The 24,142-nt window shown below is 63.5% G+C and carries 29 protein-coding genes and 1 pseudogene; 15 read left to right on the top strand and 15 right to left on the bottom strand.

The window, feature by feature from the left end; translation table 11 throughout:
* Position 1: 1 nt before the first annotated feature.
* The gene (locus AB0N05_RS15795; protein WP_364693507.1) at positions 2-1,237 is read left to right on the top strand and encodes an aminotransferase class V-fold PLP-dependent enzyme; all 1,236 of its coding nucleotides are present in this window, start codon (positions 2-4) and stop codon (positions 1,235-1,237) included.
* Positions 1,218-2,084 (top strand): PaaX family transcriptional regulator C-terminal domain-containing protein, encoded by an 867-nt coding sequence (locus AB0N05_RS15800; RefSeq protein WP_364693510.1) that lies wholly within the window; start codon positions 1,218-1,220, stop codon positions 2,082-2,084. Before AB0N05_RS15795 ends, AB0N05_RS15800 begins: the two co-directional genes overlap by 20 nt.
* Positions 2,085-2,102: 18 nt before the next feature.
* Here the strand turns inward: AB0N05_RS15800 and AB0N05_RS15805 are convergent, their stop codons facing one another.
* Positions 2,103-2,765, bottom strand: coding sequence for a response regulator transcription factor (locus AB0N05_RS15805; RefSeq protein ID WP_364693513.1), 663 nt, complete (start codon positions 2,763-2,765; stop codon positions 2,103-2,105).
* A complete protein-coding gene (locus tag AB0N05_RS15810; protein ID WP_364693516.1) occupies positions 2,750-4,114 on the bottom strand; it encodes a histidine kinase in 1,365 nt (454 codons plus the stop codon). Before AB0N05_RS15810 ends, AB0N05_RS15805 begins: the two co-directional genes overlap by 16 nt.
* Between AB0N05_RS15810 and AB0N05_RS15815 the strand changes: the two genes are divergently transcribed.
* Together AB0N05_RS15815 and AB0N05_RS15820 are read left to right on the top strand one after the other, a co-directional pair.
* Positions 4,113-4,550, top strand: a complete 438-nt coding sequence (locus AB0N05_RS15815; RefSeq protein ID WP_364693519.1) for a DUF6463 family protein — start codon at positions 4,113-4,115, stop codon at positions 4,548-4,550. The genes AB0N05_RS15810 and AB0N05_RS15815 overlap by 2 nt on opposite strands.
* A 149-nt stretch (positions 4,551-4,699) precedes the next feature.
* Complete coding sequence (locus AB0N05_RS15820) at positions 4,700-4,987, top strand: hypothetical protein (RefSeq protein WP_364693522.1); 288 nt, start codon at positions 4,700-4,702, stop codon at positions 4,985-4,987.
* A gap of 133 nt (positions 4,988-5,120) precedes the next feature.
* On the opposite strand, the gene AB0N05_RS15825 is transcribed toward AB0N05_RS15820, so the two are convergent.
* The 5 genes and pseudogenes from AB0N05_RS15825 to AB0N05_RS15845 form a co-directional block, all read right to left on the bottom strand.
* The gene (locus AB0N05_RS15825; RefSeq protein WP_364693525.1) at positions 5,121-5,882 is read right to left on the bottom strand and encodes an MIP/aquaporin family protein; all 762 of its coding nucleotides are present in this window, start codon (positions 5,880-5,882) and stop codon (positions 5,121-5,123) included.
* 104 nt (positions 5,883-5,986) lie between these two features.
* Positions 5,987-6,319 (bottom strand): hypothetical protein, encoded by a 333-nt coding sequence (locus tag AB0N05_RS15830; protein WP_364693528.1) that lies wholly within the window; start codon positions 6,317-6,319, stop codon positions 5,987-5,989.
* Between the two features lie 175 nt (positions 6,320-6,494).
* Entirely contained in the window at positions 6,495-6,974 is a 480-nt protein-coding gene (locus AB0N05_RS15835; RefSeq protein ID WP_364693531.1) for a PPOX class F420-dependent oxidoreductase, read from the bottom strand.
* Between the two features lie 155 nt (positions 6,975-7,129).
* Positions 7,130-8,368 carry an acyltransferase gene (locus tag AB0N05_RS15840; protein ID WP_364693534.1) on the bottom strand — a complete coding sequence of 413 codons (1,239 nt, stop codon included), beginning with the start codon at positions 8,366-8,368 and terminating at the stop codon, positions 7,130-7,132.
* 218 nt (positions 8,369-8,586) lie between these two features.
* Positions 8,587-10,746 (bottom strand): annotated as a pseudogene (locus AB0N05_RS15845) (MMPL family transporter); the annotation flags it as partial.
* A 766-nt stretch (positions 10,747-11,512) separates the two neighbouring features.
* On the opposite strand from AB0N05_RS15845, the gene AB0N05_RS15850 reads away from it, so the two are divergent.
* Positions 11,513-13,102, top strand: a complete 1,590-nt coding sequence (locus AB0N05_RS15850; RefSeq protein ID WP_364693537.1) for a glycosyltransferase family 39 protein — start codon at positions 11,513-11,515, stop codon at positions 13,100-13,102.
* A 94-nt stretch (positions 13,103-13,196) separates the two neighbouring features.
* Positions 13,197-13,553, top strand: a complete 357-nt coding sequence (locus AB0N05_RS15855) for a hypothetical protein (RefSeq protein WP_364693540.1) — start codon at positions 13,197-13,199, stop codon at positions 13,551-13,553.
* 19 nt (positions 13,554-13,572) lie between these two features.
* On the opposite strand, the gene AB0N05_RS15860 is transcribed toward AB0N05_RS15855, so the two are convergent.
* The 3 genes from AB0N05_RS15860 to AB0N05_RS15870 all read right to left on the bottom strand — a co-directional run bounded on the left by AB0N05_RS15860 (position 13,573) and on the right by AB0N05_RS15870 (position 15,849).
* Positions 13,573-14,967 carry an ammonium transporter gene (locus tag AB0N05_RS15860; RefSeq protein ID WP_364693544.1) on the bottom strand — a complete coding sequence of 465 codons (1,395 nt, stop codon included), beginning with the start codon at positions 14,965-14,967 and terminating at the stop codon, positions 13,573-13,575.
* A gap of 242 nt (positions 14,968-15,209) precedes the next feature.
* Positions 15,210-15,530 carry a hypothetical protein gene (locus AB0N05_RS15865; protein ID WP_364693547.1) on the bottom strand — a complete coding sequence of 107 codons (321 nt, stop codon included), beginning with the start codon at positions 15,528-15,530 and terminating at the stop codon, positions 15,210-15,212.
* Between the two features lie 73 nt (positions 15,531-15,603).
* Positions 15,604-15,849 carry a hypothetical protein gene (locus AB0N05_RS15870; protein WP_364693550.1) on the bottom strand — a complete coding sequence of 82 codons (246 nt, stop codon included), beginning with the start codon at positions 15,847-15,849 and terminating at the stop codon, positions 15,604-15,606.
* 78 nt (positions 15,850-15,927) lie between these two features.
* On the opposite strand from AB0N05_RS15870, the gene AB0N05_RS15875 reads away from it, so the two are divergent.
* On the top strand, positions 15,928-16,044 hold the full coding sequence (locus tag AB0N05_RS15875; protein WP_364694613.1) for an NUDIX domain-containing protein: 117 nt from the start codon (positions 15,928-15,930) through the stop codon (positions 16,042-16,044).
* Between the two features lie 78 nt (positions 16,045-16,122).
* On the opposite strand, the gene AB0N05_RS15880 is transcribed toward AB0N05_RS15875, so the two are convergent.
* Entirely contained in the window at positions 16,123-16,314 is a 192-nt protein-coding gene (locus tag AB0N05_RS15880) for a DUF397 domain-containing protein (RefSeq protein ID WP_364693553.1), read from the bottom strand.
* Entirely contained in the window at positions 16,311-17,213 is a 903-nt protein-coding gene (locus AB0N05_RS15885; RefSeq protein ID WP_364693556.1) for a DUF5753 domain-containing protein, read from the bottom strand. Before AB0N05_RS15885 ends, AB0N05_RS15880 begins: the two co-directional genes overlap by 4 nt.
* Before the next feature lie 205 nt (positions 17,214-17,418).
* Here AB0N05_RS15885 and AB0N05_RS15890 point away from each other — a divergent pair, with 205 nt between their 5' ends.
* From AB0N05_RS15890 to AB0N05_RS15900, 3 genes are read left to right on the top strand one after another with little or no spacing between them, the layout of a single operon-like run.
* Positions 17,419-17,640 (top strand): hypothetical protein, encoded by a 222-nt coding sequence (locus AB0N05_RS15890; protein ID WP_364693559.1) that lies wholly within the window; start codon positions 17,419-17,421, stop codon positions 17,638-17,640.
* Between the two features lie 58 nt (positions 17,641-17,698).
* Positions 17,699-17,956, top strand: coding sequence for a hypothetical protein (locus AB0N05_RS15895; protein ID WP_364693562.1), 258 nt, complete (start codon positions 17,699-17,701; stop codon positions 17,954-17,956).
* Positions 17,953-18,366: a hypothetical protein gene (locus AB0N05_RS15900; RefSeq protein WP_364693565.1), complete on the top strand. Its 414-nt coding sequence runs from the start codon at positions 17,953-17,955 to the stop codon at positions 18,364-18,366. Before AB0N05_RS15895 ends, AB0N05_RS15900 begins: the two co-directional genes overlap by 4 nt.
* 21 nt (positions 18,367-18,387) lie before the next feature.
* Here the strand turns inward: AB0N05_RS15900 and AB0N05_RS15905 are convergent, their stop codons facing one another.
* Entirely contained in the window at positions 18,388-19,269 is an 882-nt protein-coding gene (locus AB0N05_RS15905) for a hypothetical protein (protein WP_364693568.1), read from the bottom strand.
* 115 nt (positions 19,270-19,384) lie between these two features.
* A complete protein-coding gene (locus tag AB0N05_RS15910) occupies positions 19,385-20,275 on the bottom strand; it encodes a LysR family transcriptional regulator (protein ID WP_364694616.1) in 891 nt (296 codons plus the stop codon).
* A gap of 848 nt (positions 20,276-21,123) precedes the next feature.
* Here AB0N05_RS15910 and AB0N05_RS15915 point away from each other — a divergent pair.
* Entirely contained in the window at positions 21,124-21,273 is a 150-nt protein-coding gene (locus tag AB0N05_RS15915; protein ID WP_364693571.1) for a hypothetical protein, read from the top strand.
* Positions 21,274-21,338: 65 nt separating this feature from the next.
* Positions 21,339-21,599 (top strand): hypothetical protein, encoded by a 261-nt coding sequence (locus tag AB0N05_RS15920; protein WP_364693574.1) that lies wholly within the window; start codon positions 21,339-21,341, stop codon positions 21,597-21,599.
* A 54-nt stretch (positions 21,600-21,653) separates the two neighbouring features.
* Here AB0N05_RS15920 and AB0N05_RS15925 read toward each other — a convergent pair whose 3' ends face one another.
* Complete coding sequence (locus AB0N05_RS15925; protein WP_364693577.1) at positions 21,654-22,256, bottom strand: hypothetical protein; 603 nt, start codon at positions 22,254-22,256, stop codon at positions 21,654-21,656.
* Between the two features lie 163 nt (positions 22,257-22,419).
* Here AB0N05_RS15925 and AB0N05_RS15930 point away from each other — a divergent pair, with 163 nt between their 5' ends.
* The 3 genes from AB0N05_RS15930 (at position 22,420) to AB0N05_RS15940 (ending at position 24,015) form a co-directional block, all read left to right on the top strand.
* Positions 22,420-22,899 carry a hypothetical protein gene (locus tag AB0N05_RS15930; protein WP_364693580.1) on the top strand — a complete coding sequence of 160 codons (480 nt, stop codon included), beginning with the start codon at positions 22,420-22,422 and terminating at the stop codon, positions 22,897-22,899.
* Between the two features lie 244 nt (positions 22,900-23,143).
* Entirely contained in the window at positions 23,144-23,584 is a 441-nt protein-coding gene (locus AB0N05_RS15935; RefSeq protein ID WP_364693582.1) for a prevent-host-death protein, read from the top strand.
* Positions 23,585-23,745: 161 nt separating this feature from the next.
* Positions 23,746-24,015: a hypothetical protein gene (locus tag AB0N05_RS15940; RefSeq protein WP_364693585.1), complete on the top strand. Its 270-nt coding sequence runs from the start codon at positions 23,746-23,748 to the stop codon at positions 24,013-24,015.
* The last annotated feature ends 127 nt before the right edge of the window (positions 24,016-24,142 follow it).

Here is a 24,142-nt window from a genome sequence, read left to right on the forward strand (position 1 = left end):
GATGACCGCCTTGTCTCACGACTTCGCCGCCCGTGCAAGCATTCTCGATGCCAACGATCCGCTGGGCGATTTCCCGGGCCGCTTCGTCGGCAGCGATGATCCGGCGATCGTCGCCTACCTGGACGGCAATTCGCTCGGCCGCCCGACCCGCGAAACCGCCGGGCGGATGGCCGCTTTCGTCACCGAGGCCTGGGGCGGACGTCTGATTCGCGGGTGGGATGAGGGATGGTTCGATTTGCCGCTGACCCTCGGTGACCGAATCGGCGCGTCACTGCTCGGCGCGGCGGCCGGACAGACCGCGATCGGCGACTCCACCAGCGTGCTGCTGTACAAACTGGCGCGCGGCGCGCTCGCGCTGCGGCCCGGGCGCACCGAAATCGTGCTCGACCGGGACAACTTCCCCACCGACCGCTATCTGATGGAATCCATTGCCGAGGAATCGGGGATGACGCTGCGCTGGATCGATGCCGACTTCTCCGGCGGCGTCACCGTCCAGGAGCTGACGGAGGCGGTTTCCGAGCGCACCGCCCTGGTGGTGCTGAGCCATGTCGCCTACCGTTCCGGCTTTCTGCTCGATGCCCCCGCGATCGTCGACGCCACCCATGATGCGGGCGCGCTACTTCTGCTCGACGTCTGCCACTCCGTCGGTGCGGTGGAGATCGAACTCGATTCGTGGGGAGTAGATTTCGCGGCGGGGTGCACCTACAAGTACCTCAATGGCGGTCCCGGCGCTCCCGCCTTCGGCTACGTCAATGCCGCACATCTCCCTCGGTTTCAGCAGCCGATCTGGGGGTGGATGGGCCGGGAGGACCCCTTCGAGATGGCTCAGGGTTACGTCCCCGCACCCGGTATCCGGCGGCTCATCAGCGCAAGCCCAGGCATCGCCGGGATGATCCCGATCCAGGACACCCTCGACCTCATCGAGGAAGCCGGTATGCCCGCGATACGGGCAAAGTCCTTGGCGCTCACCGGATTCGCGCTCGACCTCGTCCAGCAGTGGCTGGCGCCGAGGGGCGTGACCATCTCCTCACCCCTGAATCCGGCCCGCCGGGGCGGGCATGTGACCATCGATCATCCACGGTTCCGGGAGATCACCACACGACTGTGGCAACGTGGCGTAATCCCCGATTTCCGCCTGCCGCATGGTATCCGTATCGGTATGAGCCCGTTGAGCACCACCTTCCGCGAGGCCCTCGCCGGTGTGACCGCCATCCGCGATGAACTCGACGCGAACTGACGCGCCCCCCGCGACCGCGGAAGCAATCCTCGACGACATCGACGCCCGGCCCGGCAGCGTCACCTCCCTGGCCCGCACCGTCCTGGGCGCATACGTCCGCGATCTCGGCGGCTGGATCGCGATAGCCGACTTCAGCACCCTGCTGTCCGGACTCGGAGTACCCGAGCAAAGCACCCGCACAGCCGTAGCCCGCCTGAAAAGCAAAGGCGTCCTCGACGCCCAAACCCGAAGCGGCCGAAGCGGATACCAACTCACCAAAGCCGCCGAAGCCATGTACTCCCGAGGCGACCCTCGCATCTTCGGCTTCCGCCAAATGTCCGAAGACGACCCATGGCAACTGATCTCCTTCACCATCCCCGAATCAGCCCGAACCACCCGCCACCAACTACGCCGCCGCCTAGCCTCCATCGGCTGCGGCAACGTATCCCCCGGCCTATGGATCTGCCCCCACTACCTGGCAGAAGAAGCCGCAGCCATCGTCACCGCCCTGAACTTGGACGAATACGTAACCTCCTTCCGCGCAACAAATTTCACATCTCCAGACCCACCAGCAATGGCCGCAGCACGCTGGTGGGATTTACCCGCCCTCGCAGACCGGCACCGCTCATTCATCGACAATCACCGCGCCCTCCACGACGCGCGCAACCTCGATGACGAACAAGCCTTCCGCCTCTTCATCCCCCTCCTCGACGAATGGCGCACAATCCCCTACCTGGACCCCGGCCTCCCCAACTCCATGCTCCCTCCATCCTGGCCCGGCCCCACCAGCCTCCGACTGTTCACCGAGGCCCGTGGCCGCTGCCTCGAGCCCAGCCGCCGCTGGGTCCTGTCCCGGACCCACGTCTGAATCGCCCCCGCGATCGGGCTAGCGGCCGGGTGCGATGAATCCGGATTCGTAGGCGGTGATGACGGCCTGCGTGCGGTCTCTTGCACCCAGCTTCATCAGGACATTGCGCACATGGGTTTTGATGGTTTCGACACCGAGGAACATCGAGGCCGCGATCTCGGCATTGGTCAGACCATTCGCCATGGCGCGCAGCACTTCTGCCTCGCGGTCGGTGAGGTTCGCCTGTGACAGACCGGAATTCGTGAAATCTCCGGCGCGTGCCGCGACGAGCGAACGGATGGCGGTGGGGAACAGGACCGAGTCGCCCGTGGCGACGGTGCGCACGGCCTGCACGATTTCGTCGGGGCGCGCGCGTTTGAGCAGGAAACCGGCGGCTCCGACGCGCAATGCGTCGTAGACGTACGAGTCGTTCTCGAAGGTCGTGATCACCACGACCTTCGGCGGGTCGGACAGTGCGGTCAGGAGCTGCCGCGTGGCGGCGATGCCGTCCAGCGTCGGCATCCGGACGTCCATCAGTACGACGTCCGGATGCCATTCCCGGACTCGGTCGAGCACCTCGCTGCCGTCTTGCGCATCGCCGACCACCTCGATATCGCGCTCGGCGCCCAGGATCGCTCGCAAACCGGTGCGCACCAAGGGATCGTCGTCGACGACGAGCACCGCGATCACGGCGTCGCCCACGGCAAGGTGGCGTGCACCGACCAACGATCACGCACCGGACCGGCCCGCAATTCGCCGCCGAGCACGAGAATTCGTTCGCGCATGCCGATCAAGCCTCGCCCGTTTCCCGCGGTTTCCGGAGCGGTGACGCCATTGGTCACCGCGAGCCGGACCAGGGGTGGTGCGGCGCGCACGACGAGATCGATCGTCCCGCCATCGCCGTGCCGCACGGCATTCGTCAGCGCTTCCTGCAATACCCGGAATGCCTCGCGAGAGACCGAAGGAGGCACGGCATTCAGGTCGCCGGTCACCGTCGTGGCCACTCGGGCCCCGGTGTAGGTGGCCAGCAGGCGATCCATATCCGTCAGTGTCGAGCCGGATAGCTCCTCGTCGATGCCGCGGCGCAGCATTCCGAGCGCCTGATCGAGTTCGTCGAGCGCGGCCCGCCCGGTTTCCTCGATCCGGTGCAGCGCCTGCCGGGCGAATTCCGGATCGCCGTCGAGCACCCGCCCCGCCGCGGCCGCCTGCATCGTCATGGCCGTCAGCGCATGACCGACCGAATCGTGCAATTCGCGAGCGAGCCGATTTCCCTCGGCAAGCTTGCGCTCGCGGCGGCGCAAGGCGGCCAGGCGATCCGCCGGTGTCGGACCGAGCAATACCGGTGCCAGCCGCACCAGAAGCGCCCCCGCCCCCGCCACCAGGTACACCGCCGCGAGCAGTAGCCCCACACCCGCACAGCCAATCAGGATGGCCGTCGGCATGCTGTGGGCCGCCGGGGCAAACCGCTCGGTCAGATGCAATGTCATCTCGTGCGACCCGACGAACGGCACGACCAACATGGTGGCCGCCGTCGGCACGGCCCAGATGAACACACTCGACGCGAAGCCACCGACCGCCAAAGTCAAGAAATACCAGTACATGCCGCGTATCCGGGCTTCCCGGTTATGGCGCGACAATGGCTCCGGATCCGGCAGCGTCACACCCAAAAGTGCTCGGACAGCAACGATTTCGAGCACCCTAACCCCGGGAAGCAACGTTACCCCAACCGCGACAACGGCCGAACCGATGGCAAGCGCGCCAATGAGAGCCAGTCCGCCCGCACTCGCCTCCTCACGCCGCAGTCCGATCACGAACACGACCGCAAGTGCGACATAGGGAATCGAGGCGACCCCGCCGAACAGCAGATAGACGCCGCGCAAGTACGTCGACGAACGCACCAGCGGCCCCACCGCCCACCGCACCATCCCAGAGAATCGCACCCGCCGATCATCCCAGAACGCCGGATACCAGCGATTCCCTCGCACGAGGGATCCCGATTCCCCCGACAGCGGGAAGCCCCACGACACCCCTTCCCCGACTATCGAATCCATGACAACCAAAGCCTCCAACAGCGCCCGCTCAGTAGTCTGGTCCGGCCGCCTGGTCACCCTCCTCGGCACCGGCCACACCATCGGCGCCCTCATCCTGACCCGTCACTACTTCAACGACTGGGCCTCCGGCGACCTATGGGACTCCTCCCTGGACCTCCACTCCCCCCAACCAATCCTCGGCGCATTCTTCGTCTCAATCCTCAGCTTCGGCATCCCCCTGCTCCTATTCGGCCTGGCAATCAGCTGGATCGGCCACCAAGGCCTGATCCCGCCGCCATATGTCGCGTGGGCCCTCGCAGCCTGGATCACCATCTGCGTAGCACTAGGCGGCCTAAGCCCCCTACCCCTCGCCTTCATCTCCGTCGCAACCCTCTTGATCGCCGCCCACCGCCAACCACGTCAACTGGCTGGCACAGCAGCCCCGGTCGGGCGATAGACCAGGGTCATCACGCTGAGACCGCTCAACCACCGAATGGTCTCAGCGGTCTCCGGCGGCGTGACCAATCTGGTCGAGAGTCCAGTCGCTTTGGGTGTGCGGCCGAGCTAGTGTGCTTGCGCCCCGAACCCATCAGCCAAGGAGCACGATTGCAGTTCACCGCACGCACCCGCGCCGCCCTCTTCCTGGCGGCCACAGCCGGCATCGCCGGTTTCACAGTTCCCACGGCCACTTCGGCCGTCGCCGACGTACCCGACCAGATCTGCCTGTACGACCCGGTTACCGGCGACGAGCACGTCAAGACCCCGGGCGAAGCATGCGCCGGTCACGCCGCCGGTAACCCGGGCAACTGGTCCTGCCCGATCATCCCCGGCTACGACCTCGTCTCCACCGACGCCGACGAGATCTACATCGACTGCGACTACAACCCCTCATAGGCTGCAAGTCCTACCCGGCCAGCGACTCAGGCAATGACTATGAACGCGAACAGGGTTCGACCAACGCCACAAACGAGACGACGCCGCAGGAGTTGACCTGCGGCTTCGTTATCCGTGGACCTGACGGACCAGCTCAGCTGCCCCGGGTCGGTCGATAGAGCAGGGCCACCACAATGAGACCGGCCAGGCCACCCACGATCTGGGCGATGACGAAAGCGGGGGCGGAGGCCGGGGCGATTCCGGTGAACGAATCGGAGAGCATGCGGCCCACCGTGAGCGCCGGATTGGCGAACGATCCGGAACTGGTGAACCAGATCGCTGAGCCGAGATAGGTCGCCACCGCGGCCGCGGTGACCACGCGGCCGTGCCGGGCCACCACGAATCCCACCGCGATCAGGCCTGCCGCGGCGACGATTTCACCGATCAGGTGTCCGCCGGTGACACGGTGGCGAGTGGAGATCTGCAACGCCGGGTGATCGAACATGGCGTTACTCACCACCGCACCGACCACCGCACCGGCGGTCTGCGCCGCAATGTACGCGCCCAGGTGTGCCGTGGTCAGCCCCATGCGACGACGACCGTCACGCAGCCAATCGGCCAGCGACACAATCGGATTGAAATGCGCACCCGAGACGGGCCCGAAAACCAGGATCAGGACCGCCAGGCCGAGCGCGCTGGCGGTGGAGTTCTCCAGCAGTTGCAGGCCGGTGTCCGACGGCGAGAATTGCTCGGCGGCCATCCCGGACCCGATCACGGCAATCGCCAGCAGACCGGTACCGAGAAACTCCGAAACCAGACGCCGCGCCAAGGGCATGCCCTGCTCGACGCGCGCATGCTCGGCCGACCACTGCGGGCGGTCAGCGGAGGCAACCAGCAGGAATTCCTGATTAAGCACCTGGCCACACTGCCAGAACATCGCCGAGAAACCAGTGGTAGCGGGAAGATATATCAAATACTTGGGTGCCCGGCTTGCCTCATGGCGACAGCATTCCCTGAAGGTCAGGGAGCTTGTTTTATGCGGGCGCGAGCATCGGCCCAGGACAGCGGAAGGTCGGCGGAAGTCGCGGTGGAGTCGGCGAAGTGGGGGTCACCGAGACGACCGGCCATGTCCTTCAACATGTCCGCGTGGTTGCCGCTGTGCACGAACACTTCCATGGCCTCCTTGTCGGACCAGGCGGACAGAGTCCAGAAGGTCTTGGTGAACGGCTTGGCATCCATCGTGTAACCAACACAGCCCGGAGCGGACTTCAACTGGGTATGAATCTTCGCGGTCCAGCGCAGGAATCGGGGAATGTCTCGATAGCGGTTCAACGGCAGATTGGTAGTCAGCACATGTAACTGAACTCCGTCGGCGGGTCTGCAGACTCCGGCGGACCAGGGCAGGGCGGGCATCGACGGCCCCTTCCTATCGACGTGAGCGGCCGTCCGAGCGTCCCGAACACGGTCGCCAAAGTCTCAGAATACGCAGGCGCCCTTGCCTTCCGACTCGAATTCGAGGCCGCCCCGGTCAGGAAATCCGCGGGCTGAGCTCCAGATACACCGTCTCCTCCGGCACCCCACCGAAGAACACGCGGTCATACAGTCGAGGCACCAGCCGATATATCGAATTGCGCGCCTCCTCCGCGTGCGCCCACTCGGATTCGTCCAGCACCCGCGCCGTAGCCCGCACCGCTGGCCCGAGCGGCTTCCCACGCACATTGCACGGCGCGATCAACGCCTGCGGATTGTTCCGAATGCGCCTGACCTTCCCCGACCCCCGCTCGGTGAAGACGTAGACAAGCCCCTTCTCATCGATCCCGAACCAAACCGGCGACGGCACCGCCTCACCACTACGCCGGAACGTCACCAACACGGCATGACGGTGCCCGCGCAGACCCTCGAAATCCCCTGCCACCCCGTTTGATTCGCTGATCGAAAACGCGCGCCGATCCCGCAATCGGTCATACACCAGATTCATCCCGCTACCGAACCTAGCCAAAATCCCCATGACTACCACCCTCCGACATCGCACGTCGTGGCTCCGCACCACGATACGCAACCTCGCGCGGCTACCGACGGAAAAGTGCTATGTACCTTCGGTATTGGATTCGGCAATCGGTAGGAAGTTGATGGCTCGAGAGCTCAGTCTTATATCCCGATCGCTCAGGCCGGCTGTGCCTCCGGTTGTGTCCGTGCGTCCAGCTTGGCGATCAGACGGTGACCGAGGTTGTGGCAGGGCTTTTCGATCATGCGGTAGGTCATGGCCGCGATCACGAGTGCGCCGATCACCCACGTGCAGAAGGTGAGCCAGCTCGCGGGAATTCCGGCGACGGGCTTGGTCCAGCGGGGCAGGGCATCGAGCACGAGGGCGTGGGCGAGGTAGAGCGAGTAGCTGATTCGTCCCAAGTACAACAGCGGGCGTGGGAAGGAATGGCGGCGCAGCAACAGGGCCACGGCGAACAGGAGGTAGGCGGCGGCGATGGTGACGGGCTGCTTCAGCCAGGTGACCCAGGCGCCGGTCGTCGGGTCCACGTAGGGCGTGTTGAAGAGGCTGAGCCCGAAGATCACGGCGACGGCGAGCCCGAATACCGCCCACCCTCGCCTCGCGGTGATCTCACCCGCCGTCATCCGATACATCACCGTGCCGACGAACATGGTGGCGAAGATCCCGACGGAGTACGTCATCGACGCAGGTTGATTGAGAACCAATGGGACGGTGACGAATGCGAGCAGGACCGCGACGACAGCCGAGCGCCGGTCGGTCGTCCAGCGGGCGAACACGATCGCGATCAGTATCGTCGCCACCACGACGATCGAACGCGTGAGCATGTTCGACTGAGTGCCGTTGATCATCGCGGTCGGCACGATCACCGCGGGAGCGATCAAACCGATCGCTAGCACCGCCAGGGGTACCGATCGACGATTGAGCCCAGCGAGCAGCAGCAGTGACAGAAACAGGTAGAAGGCCAGTTCGTAGGACAGCGTCCAGGAGGCGCCGACCACCTGGGTGTCCATGCCGCCGAGGAAGAACTGCGCCATGGTCAGGTTGGTCACGAAATTTTGCACGGGATTGTCCAGAAAGCCCGCCGGCAAGCCGAACCGGTCTATCGAGTGCAGGACGATCGCCGCGGTCAGGCAGGCCCAGAACAACGGGTACAGCCGGAAAAACCGGCCCACCCAAAACGCGCCGAGCGACCGCCCGCGCTCCAGCGACGCGGGGATGATGAAGCCGCTGACGAGGAAGAAGACGAAGACTCCGAACTGTCCGAGCCCGAAATGTGCTTGCGAGAACCGGAAATACGCCGGCCAGAGTCGCTCCGACGAGTGTTGAATCACCACCGCCAAGGCCGCCAAGCCGCGAATCGCATCGAGAAACTCGAACCGGCCGCCACGTCCGCGCACTGCTCCCGCAACCCGCGTGATCGGATTCGCAACGGCCTCTACAGAAGTCGTCACAGTTGCCCCCTACCTCGAAACTTCGTGTTCACATCGTTGAATACCGGAATTTCCACGGTCACCGGATCGGTGATCGGCGCGTTGAATACCGGGATCTGCATGGTCACCGGATCGGTGATCGGCGTCGTCTCGACGAGGTCGATCATGTCGCCACCGCCGGGCCGTTCATCGTCGAGGATGAGTTCACCCAAGCCGATCTTGCGCTGGATCTTCTTCATCCAGCCGGGCGCCCACCAGCAGTCGTCACCGAGCAGTTTCATGACCGCCGGGACGAGAAGCATGCGGATCACGGTGGCGTCGATGAGCAGCGCCGCGATCATGCCGTACGCGATGTACTGCATCAACACCAGATCCGAGAACGCGAACGCGCCGGTGACGACGAGCAGGATCAGCGCGGCCGCGGTGATGATCCGCCCCGTATGCGCGGTCCCGATGCGGACCGACTCGGTGGTGGAGGCTCCCCTGGCGCGGGCTTCGACCATCCGCGAAAGCAGGAAGACTTCATAGTCGGTGGACAGGCCGTAGACGAGAGCGATGATCAACACCAGCACATTCGCCTGGATGGGCTGCGGGGTGAAGTTCATCAGGCCCGCGCCGTGACCGTCGATGAAGATCCAGGTCAGGATGCCCAGGGTCGAGCCGAGCCCGAGCGCGCTCATGATCGCCGCCTTGATCGGCAGGATGAGCGAGCCGAAGGTCAGGAACATCAGCAGTGTCGTGATGAGCAGGACCAGTGCGATCATCAGCGGCATCCGGCCCAGCAGTGCGTCGATACTGTCCTTCTGAATGGCCGGAAGCCCGCCGACGAACACGCTCACCCCGTCCGGGGTTTCCATCGACCGCAAATAGTCGATGGTGGCATCGGCGCTGCTCGAGTCGATCAGCACCGCACTGCTCTGATAGACGTCCGGTTGGGTGGTGGACCGTTGCGGCAGGCCGAACTTCCCGGATAGTCCCGGTGCGTCGTTCGCCTGTTGCCAGACGGCACCGACCTTCTTGCTGTCGGCGGCGACGAAGACCAGTGCGAGCGGGTCGGACCGGTACCCGGGGAAGGCCGTATCGATCTTCTGCTGCGCGACGCGAACCTTATTGTCCGGGGGCAGGTATCGCTCGCTGAAGCCACCGAAGGCCAGATCGCGCACGGGCAGGATCAACAGCAGCAGGATGATGCACAGGGTGCCACCGACCTTCAGTGGACGCTGCATCACCCAGCGCGTGGACCTGCCCCAGAAGCCGTTCTCGATCTCCTCCGCGGTCTTGGTCTTGCGTAACCGCTTGATACCCAGCATGTCCACGCGCGGGCCGAGGACGGCCAGTAGCGCGGGCAGGACCGTGATCGCGGTCAGCGCCGCCAGCGATACAGCCGAAATAGCGCCGTAGGCAATCGATTCGAGGAAACCCTGCGGGAAGAGCAGCATGCCGCCGGCGCTCGCGATGATCATCGTCGCGGAGAACACGACCGTGCGCCCGGCGGTCATCACCGTGCGCCGTACCGCCGCCGGGGTGTCATACCCTTCGGCGAGTTCCTCCCGGAAACGACTGACGATGAACAGGCCGTAGTCGATGGCCAAGCCCAGGCCGATCATCGAAACTACCGGCTGGACAAACGAATTGACCTCGATGTAGTTGGTCAGGATGCGGATGATCCCGGCCGCGCCGACCATGGTCAGCCCGCCCACGATCAAGGGCAGCGCGGCAGCGACCACGCCGCCGAAAATGAAGAACAGCAGCAACGCCACCACCGGGAAGGCGAGGACTTCCATGCGCCGGATGTCGTTGGCCATGGTGTCGTTGATCGTCACCGCCACCGGCTTCAGGCCACCGACTTGCACATCCACACCGGCGATATCGAAGGCGTCCTTGGCCTCGCGGTAATGGCGGAGCAAGTCGTTTTCGTTGTCACCGCGGAGTGCGATCGACGCCAGGCCCGACTTCTTGTCGGGTGTGGCGAGTTGCGATGCGCTGGCCCTGCCGGTTTCGGTGGGCCAGTAGGCACCGTTGATTCCGGCGATCTGATAGGGGTACAGGCGCGGCAGGCTATCGAGGTGTTCGACGATCGTGCGACTGAACTCGGGATCGTCGACGGTCTTTCCGGGCGGTGCGGTGTAGAGCACGACGACATCGGCATCATGGCCCTGCGGGAACGACACACCGAGCAGTAGTGCGGCGTATGCGGATTCCGACCCGGGATCGTCGAGGCCCCCGGAACTGAGATGGTCCCCCAGACCGAAACCGTACGCGCCCAACGCAAGCAATCCGGCTATCACGATGCCGAGCACGGCGAATCGCAGTCGGTTCACCAGGTTGCCCCACCGCGCGAACACTTTTCTCCCCCGCCGATCATCAGACTGTTCATCTTTGTGGGACGTTAGTGTGCATCACCGGTGACGATTAGGTGCGACCGGCCCCTGCCCCCGACGTGGGCCGGCGCACCAGTTCCCCCGTCAGCGGTGATTTTGCGCCAATGCGGATCCCGTGTTCGCTACCTGCATGGCTGCGGCGAGCATATTTCCGATGACCCCAAGAATTTCCATGTCGACCTGTACTCCTGACTGCCAAATGGGTTGATGGGCATTCGCCACGATGACAACCAATATCACATCGCCCGGGATTGCGTCATAAGTAAACAACGGCGGAACAGTGGCCGAATTCGAAGGCAGAGCAGCGCATACGCCGACGACCAGGCCTTATGCGACGCTCGTCACATTCTTTGAATGGCCATCATGAAAGCCTCACTTCGACTGCTCCAATCGGGCGAACTTGATCATTATCGGCAAGCGCACTAGCGGATTAATTGCGAAACAGGCACATTTCATTAAGGGAAAACAAAGAGGCGACGTGCTGTTTCCGTTTCGCAGGCCAAGGCTTAAGGGCCTAGAGCAGGCGACTATCGCATGTAGTGCGTTTGCTAAGTCTTATGGCAGGTATTAACGTCTGCCGAAACTGCATTATCCGAGCAGGATTGCGGGCCTTCGCGCTCATCAAGTTCGCTGCCGGGGAGGAATCAGTTCACCAGCGAACAGATGCGACGCTGCCAATGGAGGAATGGCGGCGTCGGACGCGTCTGTCTGAAAGTATCAGGGGCAGTGCATGACAGCGGTCGTTGCGGTTCGTACCGAACCGGAAGACCTTCCGAATACCCACCCACAGTTCGCTTTCCGTGGCGTCGCGCTCATGGCGACGCTCTCGTTGATAGTGCTGACGGTGACGGCGGGACGCTACGAGTTCTTCGGCGACGAGCTCTATTTCCTTTCCGCCGGACGGCGACTCGACTACACCTTCGCCGATCAGGGCGTCGTGGTGGCCTTCTTCGCCCACCTCGCGGACATGCTCGCACCGGGATCGGTGACGGCGGTGCGGTTCCCGGCCGTTGTGATGAGCGTGGGCGCGATCGTGGTGTCGGCGCTCATCGCCTACGAGCTCCGCGCCAACCGCCGGATCCAACTGCTCGCCGCGGGCTGCTATGCGACGTCCTACCTGCTGGTCACCCAGTGCGCGTTGAGCACGTTCTCCTTCGATGCCACTCTGACGGCCGTGATCACCTGGCTGCTCATCCGCTGGGTTCGCACCCGGCAGGACTGGCTGATCGTCGTCGCGGGACTCGTTGCGGCCCTTGACATGCAGGTGAAGTGGATGATCCCACTCGTCTGGGCGTGCCTCGGCATAGCCGTCATCGTGTGTGGTCCCCGGGAAATCCTGCGTCGCCCCGCACTGTGGTGGGCAAACGGCATCCTTGCCCTATCCCTGGTTCCGATTCTGTACTGGCAGTCGCAGCACAACTGGCCGCAGCTGGCCATGGGCACGATCATCGGCGCGGAGCAGGACGCCACCGGTTACGGTCCGCCGGGATTCTTCCCGCAGTGGCTCGGATTCGCGGGATTCCTTGGCGTACCGCTGATCCTGATCGGATTCTGGGCGGTGATCAAGCAGGAGTCACTGCGCCCGTATCGCTTCATCCCGGCCGCTCTGCTGCTCATGACCGCGTTCGTCGTCATCACGCACGGCCGCCCGTACTACCCGACGGGCTTCTTCCCCGCCATGTTCGCCATCGGAGCCGTCGGCTTCTGGCAGTTCCCCCGCAAACGGTGGATGAACCTCGCCGTCATTCCGGTCATCATGATCACGGTGGTGACGTACATCGGCACCCTCACCCTCCTACCCCTCCCGCCCAGCTGGCGCAGCCAAACCGAGGACGCCATCGACCTCGGCATCCGCTCGGCGTTCTGGGGAACCACCAATTGGCCACGCATGGTTTCGGCCGTAGACTCCGGCTACGAAACCCTCACGCCCGCAGAAAAGGCGCACTCCGCCATCATCACCCAAGGCTATTGGCAGGGTGGCGCAGTCGAGGAGTTCGGCGGCGAGTATAATCTCCCCGCCACCTACAGTCCAAGCCGAGGCTTCGGATTCTTCGGCCCCCCACCGGATTCCGTCACCACCGTGATCTTCGTCGGCCTGGACACCGCCGAGCCCAACCTACGATCCCACTTCGCCGAAGTAGAACGCGTAGTGCAACTCGACGACCCCATGGGCATCCCCGGCATCGACCGCATGGTCGCCGTCTGGAAATGCAAAACCCCAAAGCAACCCTGGTCAACCCTCTGGGACTCCATGACCACCCTCTACTTCGACCTCGGCCACTGGCGCGACCCCCGAGCCACCACCCGCCCCACCCACTGACCACACCGCCCCACGGCGAGATGTGATCGGAGCCATGCCTATTCCGCCGACCCCTCCCCCACTGGTCGAATAACCTCGGGGCAGGGAGGTGGTCATGGCAGTCGGTCACAATCGGGCAGTTGTCGACTCCGAGGTCCAGGAGATCCTGAACTACTTCGGAAAATGCCCGATCTGCGCTCACCCCGCCCGCGCCTGGCACATCACGGCGAAGTTCGATGACTCTCACGTCGAGAGCCAGGATGTCGCCGAATGCGAGGGCTGGTGCGGCTGGAAGGGACCGGTGCGGCCCGTCGCGATGACCGATGGCGCGCTGGTACTTACGAAGGAGCACAAGGCAATCGGACCGCCGAGGGCCTTCCTTCAGCTTGACAAACCACGCTCATTGGCCGCGCGAAACATGTTGTGCCCCAAGTACTACCCGCTGGCGGCCGCCGATTCGCGGAGGCTGTGACGTCCGCCGGGATCCTCGATCACCAGTACTGGTCGCGGGGTCGGGGCACGGGGCGGGTTTGTGGGGTGGGCTGGCGGCGCTGCGGGGGTGCCGGGACACGCTGGGGCGCGGGCGTGGCGGGCGGGCCGGTCACCGCGAACGCGCCGTCGTAGGCGGATTCGGCGTGTTCGGACTCGTCGATGCCATTCACCTCGGCGTCATGGTCGATGCGGAATCCGATCAGCTTGTGGACGATCCATGCCAGCAGCAGGGTGGCCAGGAACGAATACCCCATTACGGCCAGCGCCGCGATGGCCTGCCGCTTCAGCTGGGTGAATCCGCCGCCGTAGAGCAGGCCGTTGCCCCCCGCCGGATTCACCGAGGCATCGGCGAACAGGCCGATCAGCAGCGTCCCGACCAGACCGCCGACCAGGTGCACACCGACCACGTCGAGCGAATCGTCATAGCCCAAGCCGAATTTCAGACTCACCGCCAGCGCGCAGCACACCCCCGCCGCGATTCCGATGGCCAGCGCGCCGACGGTCCCCACGAAGCCGCAGGCGGGCGTGATGGCCACCAGACCGGCGACCGCCCCCGACGACGCCCCGAGCGTGGTCGGCTTACCGTCACGCACCTGCTCGACAATGATCCACGCCAGCGAGGCCGCCCCCGTCGCGATGGTGGTGTTGGTGAACGCCAGAGCAGCGAGATCCCCTGCCGTCAAAGCTGATCCGGCATTGAACCCGTACCACCCGAACCACAGCAGCGACGCGCCCAGCAGCGTGAACGGCACATTGTGCGGACGCGGGACGGTGCGCGGCCAGCCGTGCCGCTTGCCGATCACCAGTACCACCGCCAGCGCCGCCGCGCCAGCGTTGATGTGCACCGCGGTACCACCCGCGAAGTCGAATGCCTTGAGCCGGTTGACAATCCAGCCGCCGACATCCGAGGAGTTCCCCGCCGCGTCGGTGTTGGTGAATCCAGTGGCACTGAAAACCCAGTGCGCGACCGGGAAATACACGACGGTCACCCACAACACCGTGAACGTCAGCCACGCCCAGAATCGCGTCCGCCCCGCGATAGCACCGCTGATCAGCGCCGTCGTGATGACCGCGAACATCAACTGGAACATCACGAACGCCATGGTCGGAATCTGATGCCCCGCAGGCCCGGACACCGTGCCTTGCGTCATCCGCAGCAGCGTGTGCGACACCCCGCCCACCAGCCCCTGGAAGACGTCGTTGTCGAATGCCTCGCTGTACCCGTACAGCAGCCAGAGCGTCGAGACCACGCCCAGGCAGATGAAATTCATCATCAGCATGTTCAGCACACTCTTGCCGCCCACCATGCCGCCGTAGAAGAAGGCCAGCCCCGGCGTCATCAACATGACCAGCGCCGCACTGGCCAGCACCCATGCGGTATCTCCCGAATTCACACTCGCACCTCATATCCAACGGGAATTCGGCACAGCATCGAGAACCGGTGTTTCGCCCGGCCATCCGGTGACGTTTCGAGGTGATGAATTCACCGCACAGCACGAATCGCCGGTGAATCGGATGGTGGAGATCGTCAAGATCGCCGCCCCGCACGGCGACCTCCATCCGCCCTAAATCGGCGTAGGCGGTGCGTCCGCGGGTGAGCAGGATGGGGGCGAGTCACCTTCAGCGACGAGCCATCTCAGGTGGCAGGGAGATCGCCGAGTAGGTCGACCGGTACCTCGAATATGCCGTTGCCCCAATAAAGTTCGATCGTGGCGACCCGCCGGTCAGGGTCGATGCCCATGAGGTCGCAACCGAGTTCCAGAGTGATTGGGTACGTGGCATCGCAGGTCAACTCGGTTTCCCCCGCAATGCCGGGAGCCTGGACGACCGGGACCTTCTCGATCAGACTCGCGGTGCTGCCGTCAGCCTGTTGAAACTTGATCTCGACAAACCCTGGAAAATGATCGTCTGCCCATCGGACCGCTTCTGCCCTCAAATACGTCATCGTATGAAGCATCTTCTCATCAGGCCGGGCACGAATGCTGTTGCGGCAAAGTCCTGATCGGCAGGCGTGGGCGGTGGTCCGGTCATTACCACCCCATGTCCTTCGCCACTTCCTCTCGAGCGGCCGCGATTTCCTCCGGACTGCACCCCATGACGTCGTCATCCGCGGCCCACTCGAAACGGCTCCACAAGTCCGTCAGCGCTTGTTTCTGCGCCGGATGCGTGATCGGCACCGTGTTCAAATCCGTTGATGCGAGCCAGTCGTACAACACGATGGCGTCCGCACGCCAAAGCCGGACATTGACCGTCGGAATATCGTCGTCGCCTGCCACGTGATCATCGTGGCACGACCACCTTTCTCCCGCCATGGCTGCGGCAGGCTCGGAGGTCAACGCGATGCGCGGTCACGAGTGTGGGAGCTGCCGGGCGGCTACGTCGACCACGCCAAGGACGTCTCGACGGCAGCAGCGCGGGAAGTGGAAGAGGAACCGGCTGGCGCCCGCGCACTATGGAGGCGGCGGCCATGATCTAGCGGGGTGAGATCGTCGGCGCAGCAACGGTGGTCGCGATCTACCTGGCACTCAGCCTCGCCGACTGATGCAGCTTCAGCGCTCCCAGATGCGACTTACGAGAAAGCCTTCCCACACCTCCGGGGCGAAGCTGAGGACTGGGCCGATACCGTTGTCCTGGCTGTCGCGAATCTGCGTGAGATCACGATCGTGGCGGATCTCTACACACGCCTTCGCGCCTTCCGACCTGCTCGACTTGAACCACACGCCGAATGCTGGTCTCTTCACGCGCCAAACTCCTTCGCACAGTGCAGCAGCAGATCTCTCGTGCCTTCCTCTGTCAACGCTACCGCCGCGAGGGCCGAAATGGTCCGCCCATATTTGTCCACGATGTCCCCGCGCTCGTGGTAGACACCCACGCTGTTGCCGCCCTCGACGTACACCACCGACGGCTCGACCAGGCCGCTGTCCAACCGGGGGAACTCCAGCAACGTGAACGAACGAGTAGTCAAGCCCGGGTGCGGCCCCACCGCAAAGGGAATCGCACGAACGCTCACGTTGTCGTGTTCCCCCATCTCGGCCAGCGATCGGAGCTGATTCGCCATCGCGGCCGGAGCTGCGGGCTGATGACGCAGTACGGCCTCCGACAACAGCACATCGAGCCGAAACCGCGGATCGTCGAGACGCGCTTGTCGGCGGGCGGTCAACTCGATTCGACGTTCGAGATCAACAGCTGAGATGTCGGGCTCTTCGGTGCGTATCACCCCGCGCCGGTAGTCGGCCGTTTGGAGCAATCCGGGTACCAGGACGAGTTGGTGGGTGGTGGCCCGGTCGGCAGCCGACTCCAAGCGCAAATAGTGCGGAAAGTGGGCTTCGTATTGGTCGGAGTACGGTCGCCAGAATCCCTTCGAATTACCTTGCTGCTGTTGGGCTTTCGCCTGTTCTCGAACCTCCTCCCACAAGCTCAACGCTTCGGCTTCGACTTGAGGACTGACCCCGTAGAACGCCAGGAGATCTCGCAGCTGGGACGTGGCGATCTTGGTTGGGATTCCATCTTCGAGACGCAACAGGGTTTGCTTGGACACCTCGATCCGCAGTCCTGCCGCCAGAGCGGCCTTTGCCGCGTCGAGCCGGATCTGGCGAAGGAACTTTCCAAATGCCCTGCGAGAGACCGTAGATCCAGCCATTTCTTTAGCCTCACTATTCGGGTTGCATCATTTTGGGCCGGGCCATTTTGGACCTACAGCCTAATTCATTGGCCGGGCCATTTTGTGCCGATCAAACCACGATTCAGGTGTCTACTGAACACGTACAGACCCGGCGACGACAAGGGGCCCAGCCGTCGCCCGTACATCAGCCGAAGACCATACAGAACGCATCATGGGAGTCGTTATGACTTGGGAGACTTGGCTTTTGGTATCACTCCTCACCGTCGGAATGGTTGTGATCGGCGGGGCCCTCATCGAGGACTGGCGCGGAACCCGCCGCCTCGACGTGCATCACCCCACCTCCGCTCGCGAGGTGCTGACGTTACGGACCGTGGACGGCGGTTACTTCGAAGTTCCGTTCGTCACCGACCACGCCACCAGCCACAGGAAGGCGAGACGGGCATGACCGACGCACCATCCGCTGAGCCTTCAGAGGCCGACTCTCTGATCAGCTGGAGTTGGTAATGGCGTTCACCGAATCGGAGGCGAAAGTCCTTGGTGCACTATCGAACCTGGATGCGACCCAGGCGCTGACAGTGCGGCAGCTCTGCCGTGCGACCAGGCTGCCCGAGACCTCGATCCACCGGGCGCTGTTGCGGCTCTCGCGCACCGGATTGGCGATCGGCACCCTGCAAGGGCCTGCACGCTGGCGCTGCACCGATCGGGGCCGACTGGCAATCACCCGACCCGTGTACCGCGACTACGCCGCGACACGACCATGACCAACTACGTGATCGGATTCCTCCGCCCCGACGTGTCCGGCGAGCGGTGGCAGCAAGACCAGGCGCGCATCCACGCTCTGGCCGAGCAACGCGGATGGTCGGTGGTCCTGATCTACTTCGGCGACCCGAAGCGCCCTGGCGCTGTGATCAATCGCCTGATGAATCTTGCCTACACCGAAGGCGTGAACGAGGTGATCGCCCCGAACACCAACCATTTCGAGCCCGGCGACCTATCGGCCCTGGCCAAGATCGCAGATGTCATCTGTGCAGACACCGGCACCCGGTACACCATCCCCGCCGCCAGAGAGGAGTCCGACGATCCGATCGTCGAACTGGTCAGGGGGCCAGACTCTCGAATTGCCATACGGGTCGCTGTCGAACCGGATCAACAACCAGGTTGCGGCGGATAGCACGGCGGCGAGGTTCTGACGCTAGTTGGTGGCGAAGGCCGGTGGCTCTGTGGGATTAGCCGCCATGCTCGAAGGGACGGCCTTCTCAGTCATGGTCACCCCGGATCCCGGTGGAGTGACGTGGTCCGGGGTGAGCACGAGGCCCGCCACCGCCATGGAGCCCAGCAATATCGAGGCCGCCACGACTGCTCGAACCGGCTGTCGCCCGCTCGGCCGGTGTCGTGCCTTCATACGCCGCCACCATGGCGGGTTCGTCGCGGGGAGCGTGGGAGATCGTGTGATGATCGGGCCTGGATCAGGGACACGCTCGCCCTCGCCCTCGTCACGGCTGTTCTCGGCAAGCCCGAGCGCTCGGCGTACCGCAGTCACCCGCTGGTCGGTCCACACCACGTCGTTATGCGCGTGTGTGTCGGCCCAACTCCGCAACTCGGACAAGTCCGGATCGAACAGCACTACATCCAACCCGTCTCCCATCGGGTCAACGCCTTTGTCCAGAGTGATCCGATATCCCTCCCAGGGAACGACGATGACTCGACCGTTGACGAACAGACGTGCGCCAGTGGCGCTCTCCGCCGTGTCCTTCAGTTCGTTCATCGCCCGGCGCAGCCGAGCAATGGGGTTCTCGACCCGCTGGGAGTACACCCCACCGTCGCCATCGGTACCGAACACGGACCAATTGCCCTGCACCGGGCAGCGCAGCCGGTCACCCGCCCGCTTCATGCCTATGACGTCGAGCACCACCGCCACTTGCGGCAGGATCATCAACAGGCTCGCCTCGCCGCTCCCACCGCTTCCCACTGGGCGACACACAGCTACACCCGGAACATCCCAAACCCGAAGCGCCTCGATCACCCGCCGTTCAGCGCTCTCGATATCCGATCGCGTCGTGTTGACCACCCGCATCGTGCCCCCTCGGTATTCGATTGTCCCCCAACTGATCAGGTCGCTCCAGCCTCATTTTCGTCCCCAGCCCGGAACGGCGTTGCGGCGACGAATCAACCGCACCCAACGCGACGAATCAACGACTTTGACATTGTTGTTCGACCAAGTTTGCGAAGCTTCGCGCCAATGGACTCAGCGTTTCCCAACCCCTCACAGCCCAGCCAACCGTGAGGGGTGGCAGGAAGGGCAAGGGATGGAATCGAAGTGGCCGGTCTGGGGCGGCCGAACTGTATGGGAGTGCGGGAACTATCGCGTGACCGACACCGAGCTCTGCGAGGAGCACTGCGGTGTTCCAGTCTGCTACACCGGTTTCGGGCGCCAGTTGGATTCCCAGTCGGTTGAGTGCGATATCGAGGTGGATGCGGGAGACGGCATTGTCGGGGAGGCGTATATGCCGGATCTCGGTCAGGTCGGTAGGCGCTATCGAGGCACGATGAGCCAGGGGGTCGTCATCTCGGACGGCCAGCACCCATGGCAGGTCCATCACAGGCCGTTGTTCAATACCAGGATTCGTGTCGCCGATGGTGACCCATGCCAGGTCGACCGCGCCTTCGGTGAGCGACTCGAAGCAGCGACGACTGGAAATCATCGTATGGAATTCGAGTGTCGCGCAGGGATGGCGCTGTCGAAACTTGACGACGGCGTCCGACATGAAGTTGCGAATGGTGGTCGCACCCGTAGTGACTCGGACGGAACCAGTTTGGCCGCGGGACATCTCGCTGAGTTGGCGCAGGGCCGAGTCCACTCCGAGAATCCCGTCGCGAGCGGCCGCATACAGCACGCGCCCTTCCAGGGTGGGGGTCACCCCATCGGGCCCGCGTTCGAGCAGACGTACTCCGGTAGCTTGTTCGAGCCGTTTGACGTGCTGGCTTACCGCAGGTTGGGTGCAGGCAAGTTCACGGGCGACAGCGCTGAGGTTCCCGGTCTGACAAACCGCCACAAATACTCGAAGGTCATCGAAGGTCATGCGCACGATTGCCACGGTAATTCGTGGATGGTCAAAGCCGAATCTTGGGGATCACCAAGGGAAACCGAGGATTGACCGGCCACTCGCGTGTCACTGATGATCGTTAACGGGCCCAGGGCGGCAACCCGCCCCAACTTCTCCATCTCGTCCGGATCGAGGCGGAGGAACCGGGGCGGGTGCCGACCCGAACACCGAAAGACTCATCACCGGCTGGGAGGGGAACGATGAATTCCGATGGACTGCAACAGTGCCTTACCGAGCCGCATATGACCGCACCCGAAACATCGCTCCATAGGCGAGCCCTCGTCACCTGGCTCGCGGTCTACCCGACCATCACGCTCACACTCGCGTTGATTGGGTCTACGACAGCAGGCATGCCGCTTGCCCTTCGCACACTGCTACTCACCGTCATCGTGGTTCCGATAGTCGTCTACTTGCTAGTACCCGCCATGAACAAAGTTCTCCGCCGACCCACTTTTGGCCAACTGGCTCCAGCCACATCGAGAAGACCAGGGAGGTATCGCGGTGAGAACCCTCGAATGTGAGGTCGATGCAACATGGATCGACATCAATGACCATATGAATGCCCAGTACTACGGGATTGTGGTCTATCGCGCGCATGCCGCGTTCACCACCCTCCACGACCCGGAAATCTCTGACCGCTTCCACCCCTGCAAACCCCCAGCCGCCGACACCTGCCCCGACCCGATACTCAGACGAGCAACCCGATCCGGCCCACGAGGACGACACCCTGATCGAAATCCCACTACCGGATGACGACTGACGTCGATCGGCTCGGCTGACTGGCTGAACAGGCGATATCGACCCTGTTGTCCTACCCTGCGGACATGCCCAAGATCATGTTCACGAACCCGCACTCGGACAAGAGGTTTGCCGTGTGGGTCGAGCCTTGGGCGGCCTCCCGCACCGAGGTTGCCGTTCAGGATCGGTCGGGCACCGAACTCGAATGCGGTCACCAGCGCCCGATGGAACGCTGAAGCCGTGAAATGTTCTGCTTTCCGCGAACCGCTTGGTCAGGACGCGGCCGACCAAGGACGTTAAGTTGAGCGATAACGAAGGGCGAGCTCTGGTCTTCGGCGGCGCGACGTTCATGGAGGTTCTGAAGCGCTTGGCCCAGCAAGAGCATCCCGAACCGCTGAGACCCATGCGAGTTCTGTGGATCCTTCAGCAGGAGTGCGGCATCTCGTTCGCCGAAACCAGGGAGCTCTTCGGCTATTTCGAACCCGACATGACCCCGACGGTCGACACCAACCTGATCAACGAGCACTGGCGGACGATCCTCAGTGGGCTACCCCAACCCTAGATCTACACCGGAATTCAGAGTCCGAGCGGCCGTCGGGCCGGTCGTGACATCGCTTCAGAGTGTCCACACGTAGGTATCCGGAGCGGGTTCGACGTACTGCAGCAGACACCAATCGAAATGGGCCCAATAGACACGGTCACGCCCGTTGTCGGGGTCGATTGCTTTGAAGACCGCGATGTCCCCGGGCCCGCCCCAGCCATCGATGAGGTCGGTTGGTCCCAGAGTCCCATCATGGATTTCGGTCCACGTGCATGACCAGGGTGTCAGGTCAGCGACAGATTCGAACTGCGGCCGCGGGCAATCAGGGTGCCGGAGAAGGTGTCTGAACAACTTGGGGTGGTGCGATAGCTCCATCCACTCGATTCGAAGACCAGGCCAGAACGGCAGATCCCATCCCGCATAGCGGATCTGGCGGTCGCCGTGATGTTCGATCCGGTCAGAGTCCGGTGCACCCCAAGCAGTGACGTACTCGGCGATGGAGTTGACGTTGTTGGTCGCGTCGGCATACCACCACCGCTTCTCGGCGATCTCGGTTTCGGCACGAGTCGCACCGATCCGATCGAGTAGATCCGCCCCGGGGGAAGGGATCCGCCTGGACATCGCGTGGAGCATCGACAACTGGAAGTCATACAGCGTTGTCACAGGTTCGCCAGTCATCATCCCTCCCCATCAGCGCAATCCAAATCGAAGCTACCAGTGTGGCCGAAACACACTGCCGCTGAACAGCTAGCGAGTGCGCGAGGTTCCGGGTCGCCTCACGGAGTTTGGTCTGGCACGCTGCCTGGATGACGCATGAAACTCGACGAGGTGCGGACGCACGGTGAGATCGAACGCCGGGGATCCAATGGTGAAGATGCAGTACCTCCGTTCCGGCATGTACGTGGAGCATGGCCGAGAGCGCCAGGAGGGGGTTGACCTCGCGACCGTGAGCCGAGTTGATCTGCGCTGGTACTACTTCATGTCGGATCTGTCTTTCACAGTCGACGGGGTCGAGCTGGCCCCGCCGTGGGCGTGGACACCAGTGCTCGACTTCGTCTGGTCGATAAAGGCGGTACCGGACTACATGGAGCGGGGCGAGCGGTTCAGACTCGGGTTCACCGAGAATGACGACCTGATCGTGTTCACGCCCGAGGCCAGCAAGATCCGTATCTCGTGCACGTACTCCACGGTCGAGGCGGTCTGCGACATCGCCGAACTCAGGGACGCATGGGTGGCCTTTCGAGACGCCGTCCTGACCGAACTCTGTGAGGAATATCCACAGCTCGCGGTCAACCCTGCCCTCGCCGAGCTACAGCTCTGACCGCGCGCTCCTAGATTGTCAGTACCGGCGATGTCCCTGAGAAGGGTCCGCGGTTTCGATCCTCCGGAGCTGGGCAGCGATCGCCGACGGTTTCGTCGGTTTGGGTCTCGTGCGCGCGCGGCACATCGCCCGCTGGTAGATCACGATCACGCCAAGTGGCATGTCGCACCTAGCGCGTCGGCGGCCAGATGTACATCATGTACATGATGTACATCTGGCCGCAGCGGAAGAGATCGAGGGACCGATGACGACCACAGAGCGAATCACATCCGTCGAGCGATACAACTCCATGAACAGCGCTAGAGAACACTTCGCCCAAATGCTGACGGCCGCCGAAAAGGGCAACGTCGCCGTGGTATCTCGTAAGGGCAAGGATTCCGCGCTGGTGGAGGTCGGGCGGCTCCGGTGGCTGCTTTCCCACATCATCCGTGTCCACGAACCGCAAGTGGTGCGAGAAAACAACAACTGGGTCGCATACCTGCCAGGTCTTCCACTGGCCGTGGAGGAGTCCGACCTCGATACGGCGATCACCGCCTTGATCGAAGCTATGCGCGAGTACACCGCTGACTGGCAGGACCATCTCCATGCCGCGCTCAACCATCAGAAGAACGTCGACTTCGTGCAGTTCGTGGAACTATCCACGGACGAGCAGCTGAGAGAGTGGTTGACGGCGGCCGAACAATGACCCGATACCCTCCGGGTAACAAGAAGGCTCACGAAACGTTCTGCCACCACGATGAATGGGTGCGCGTCCGCAACGCCACAGGTGGTGTGGTCAGGCACCACAGCACATGGGAATTGCCGCTTTCGGACGGTCGCGTCTTGCGTACCCGAATCTCGCGGCCCATGGACAACACCGACTACGGATCCAAGCTGTGGTGCCAGATCCTGAAGGACCAACTCGAGGTCAGCGAAGCCCAGTTCTGGGCATGCGTCAACGATCAAGTTCGTCCGGCACGCACCCCAGGGTCTGTCACGATCCCCGACAAGGAGCCAATCCCTCTCGGTGTCGTCGAGAAGCTCATACGCCTGGTTCACCTGACCCCAGAGGAAATCGAGGAGATGACCAAAGATCAGGCGGTAGCCCGGCTCAACCAATTCTGGGCTGAACAGTGAGTGCCGCCCACTCCTCGCGTGTATGAGCTGCGTGCACCGCGGCGGACGTCCGGACGCCGGTCCCTGGGTCCGCCTCCTCGACCGCGACCGACGCCTCCCCTCCTTCCGTGCAGAGCGCAAAGTGCTC

This window comes from Nocardia sp. NPDC051030, assembly GCF_040683015.1.
GTDB lineage: Bacteria > Actinomycetota > Actinomycetes > Mycobacteriales > Mycobacteriaceae > Nocardia.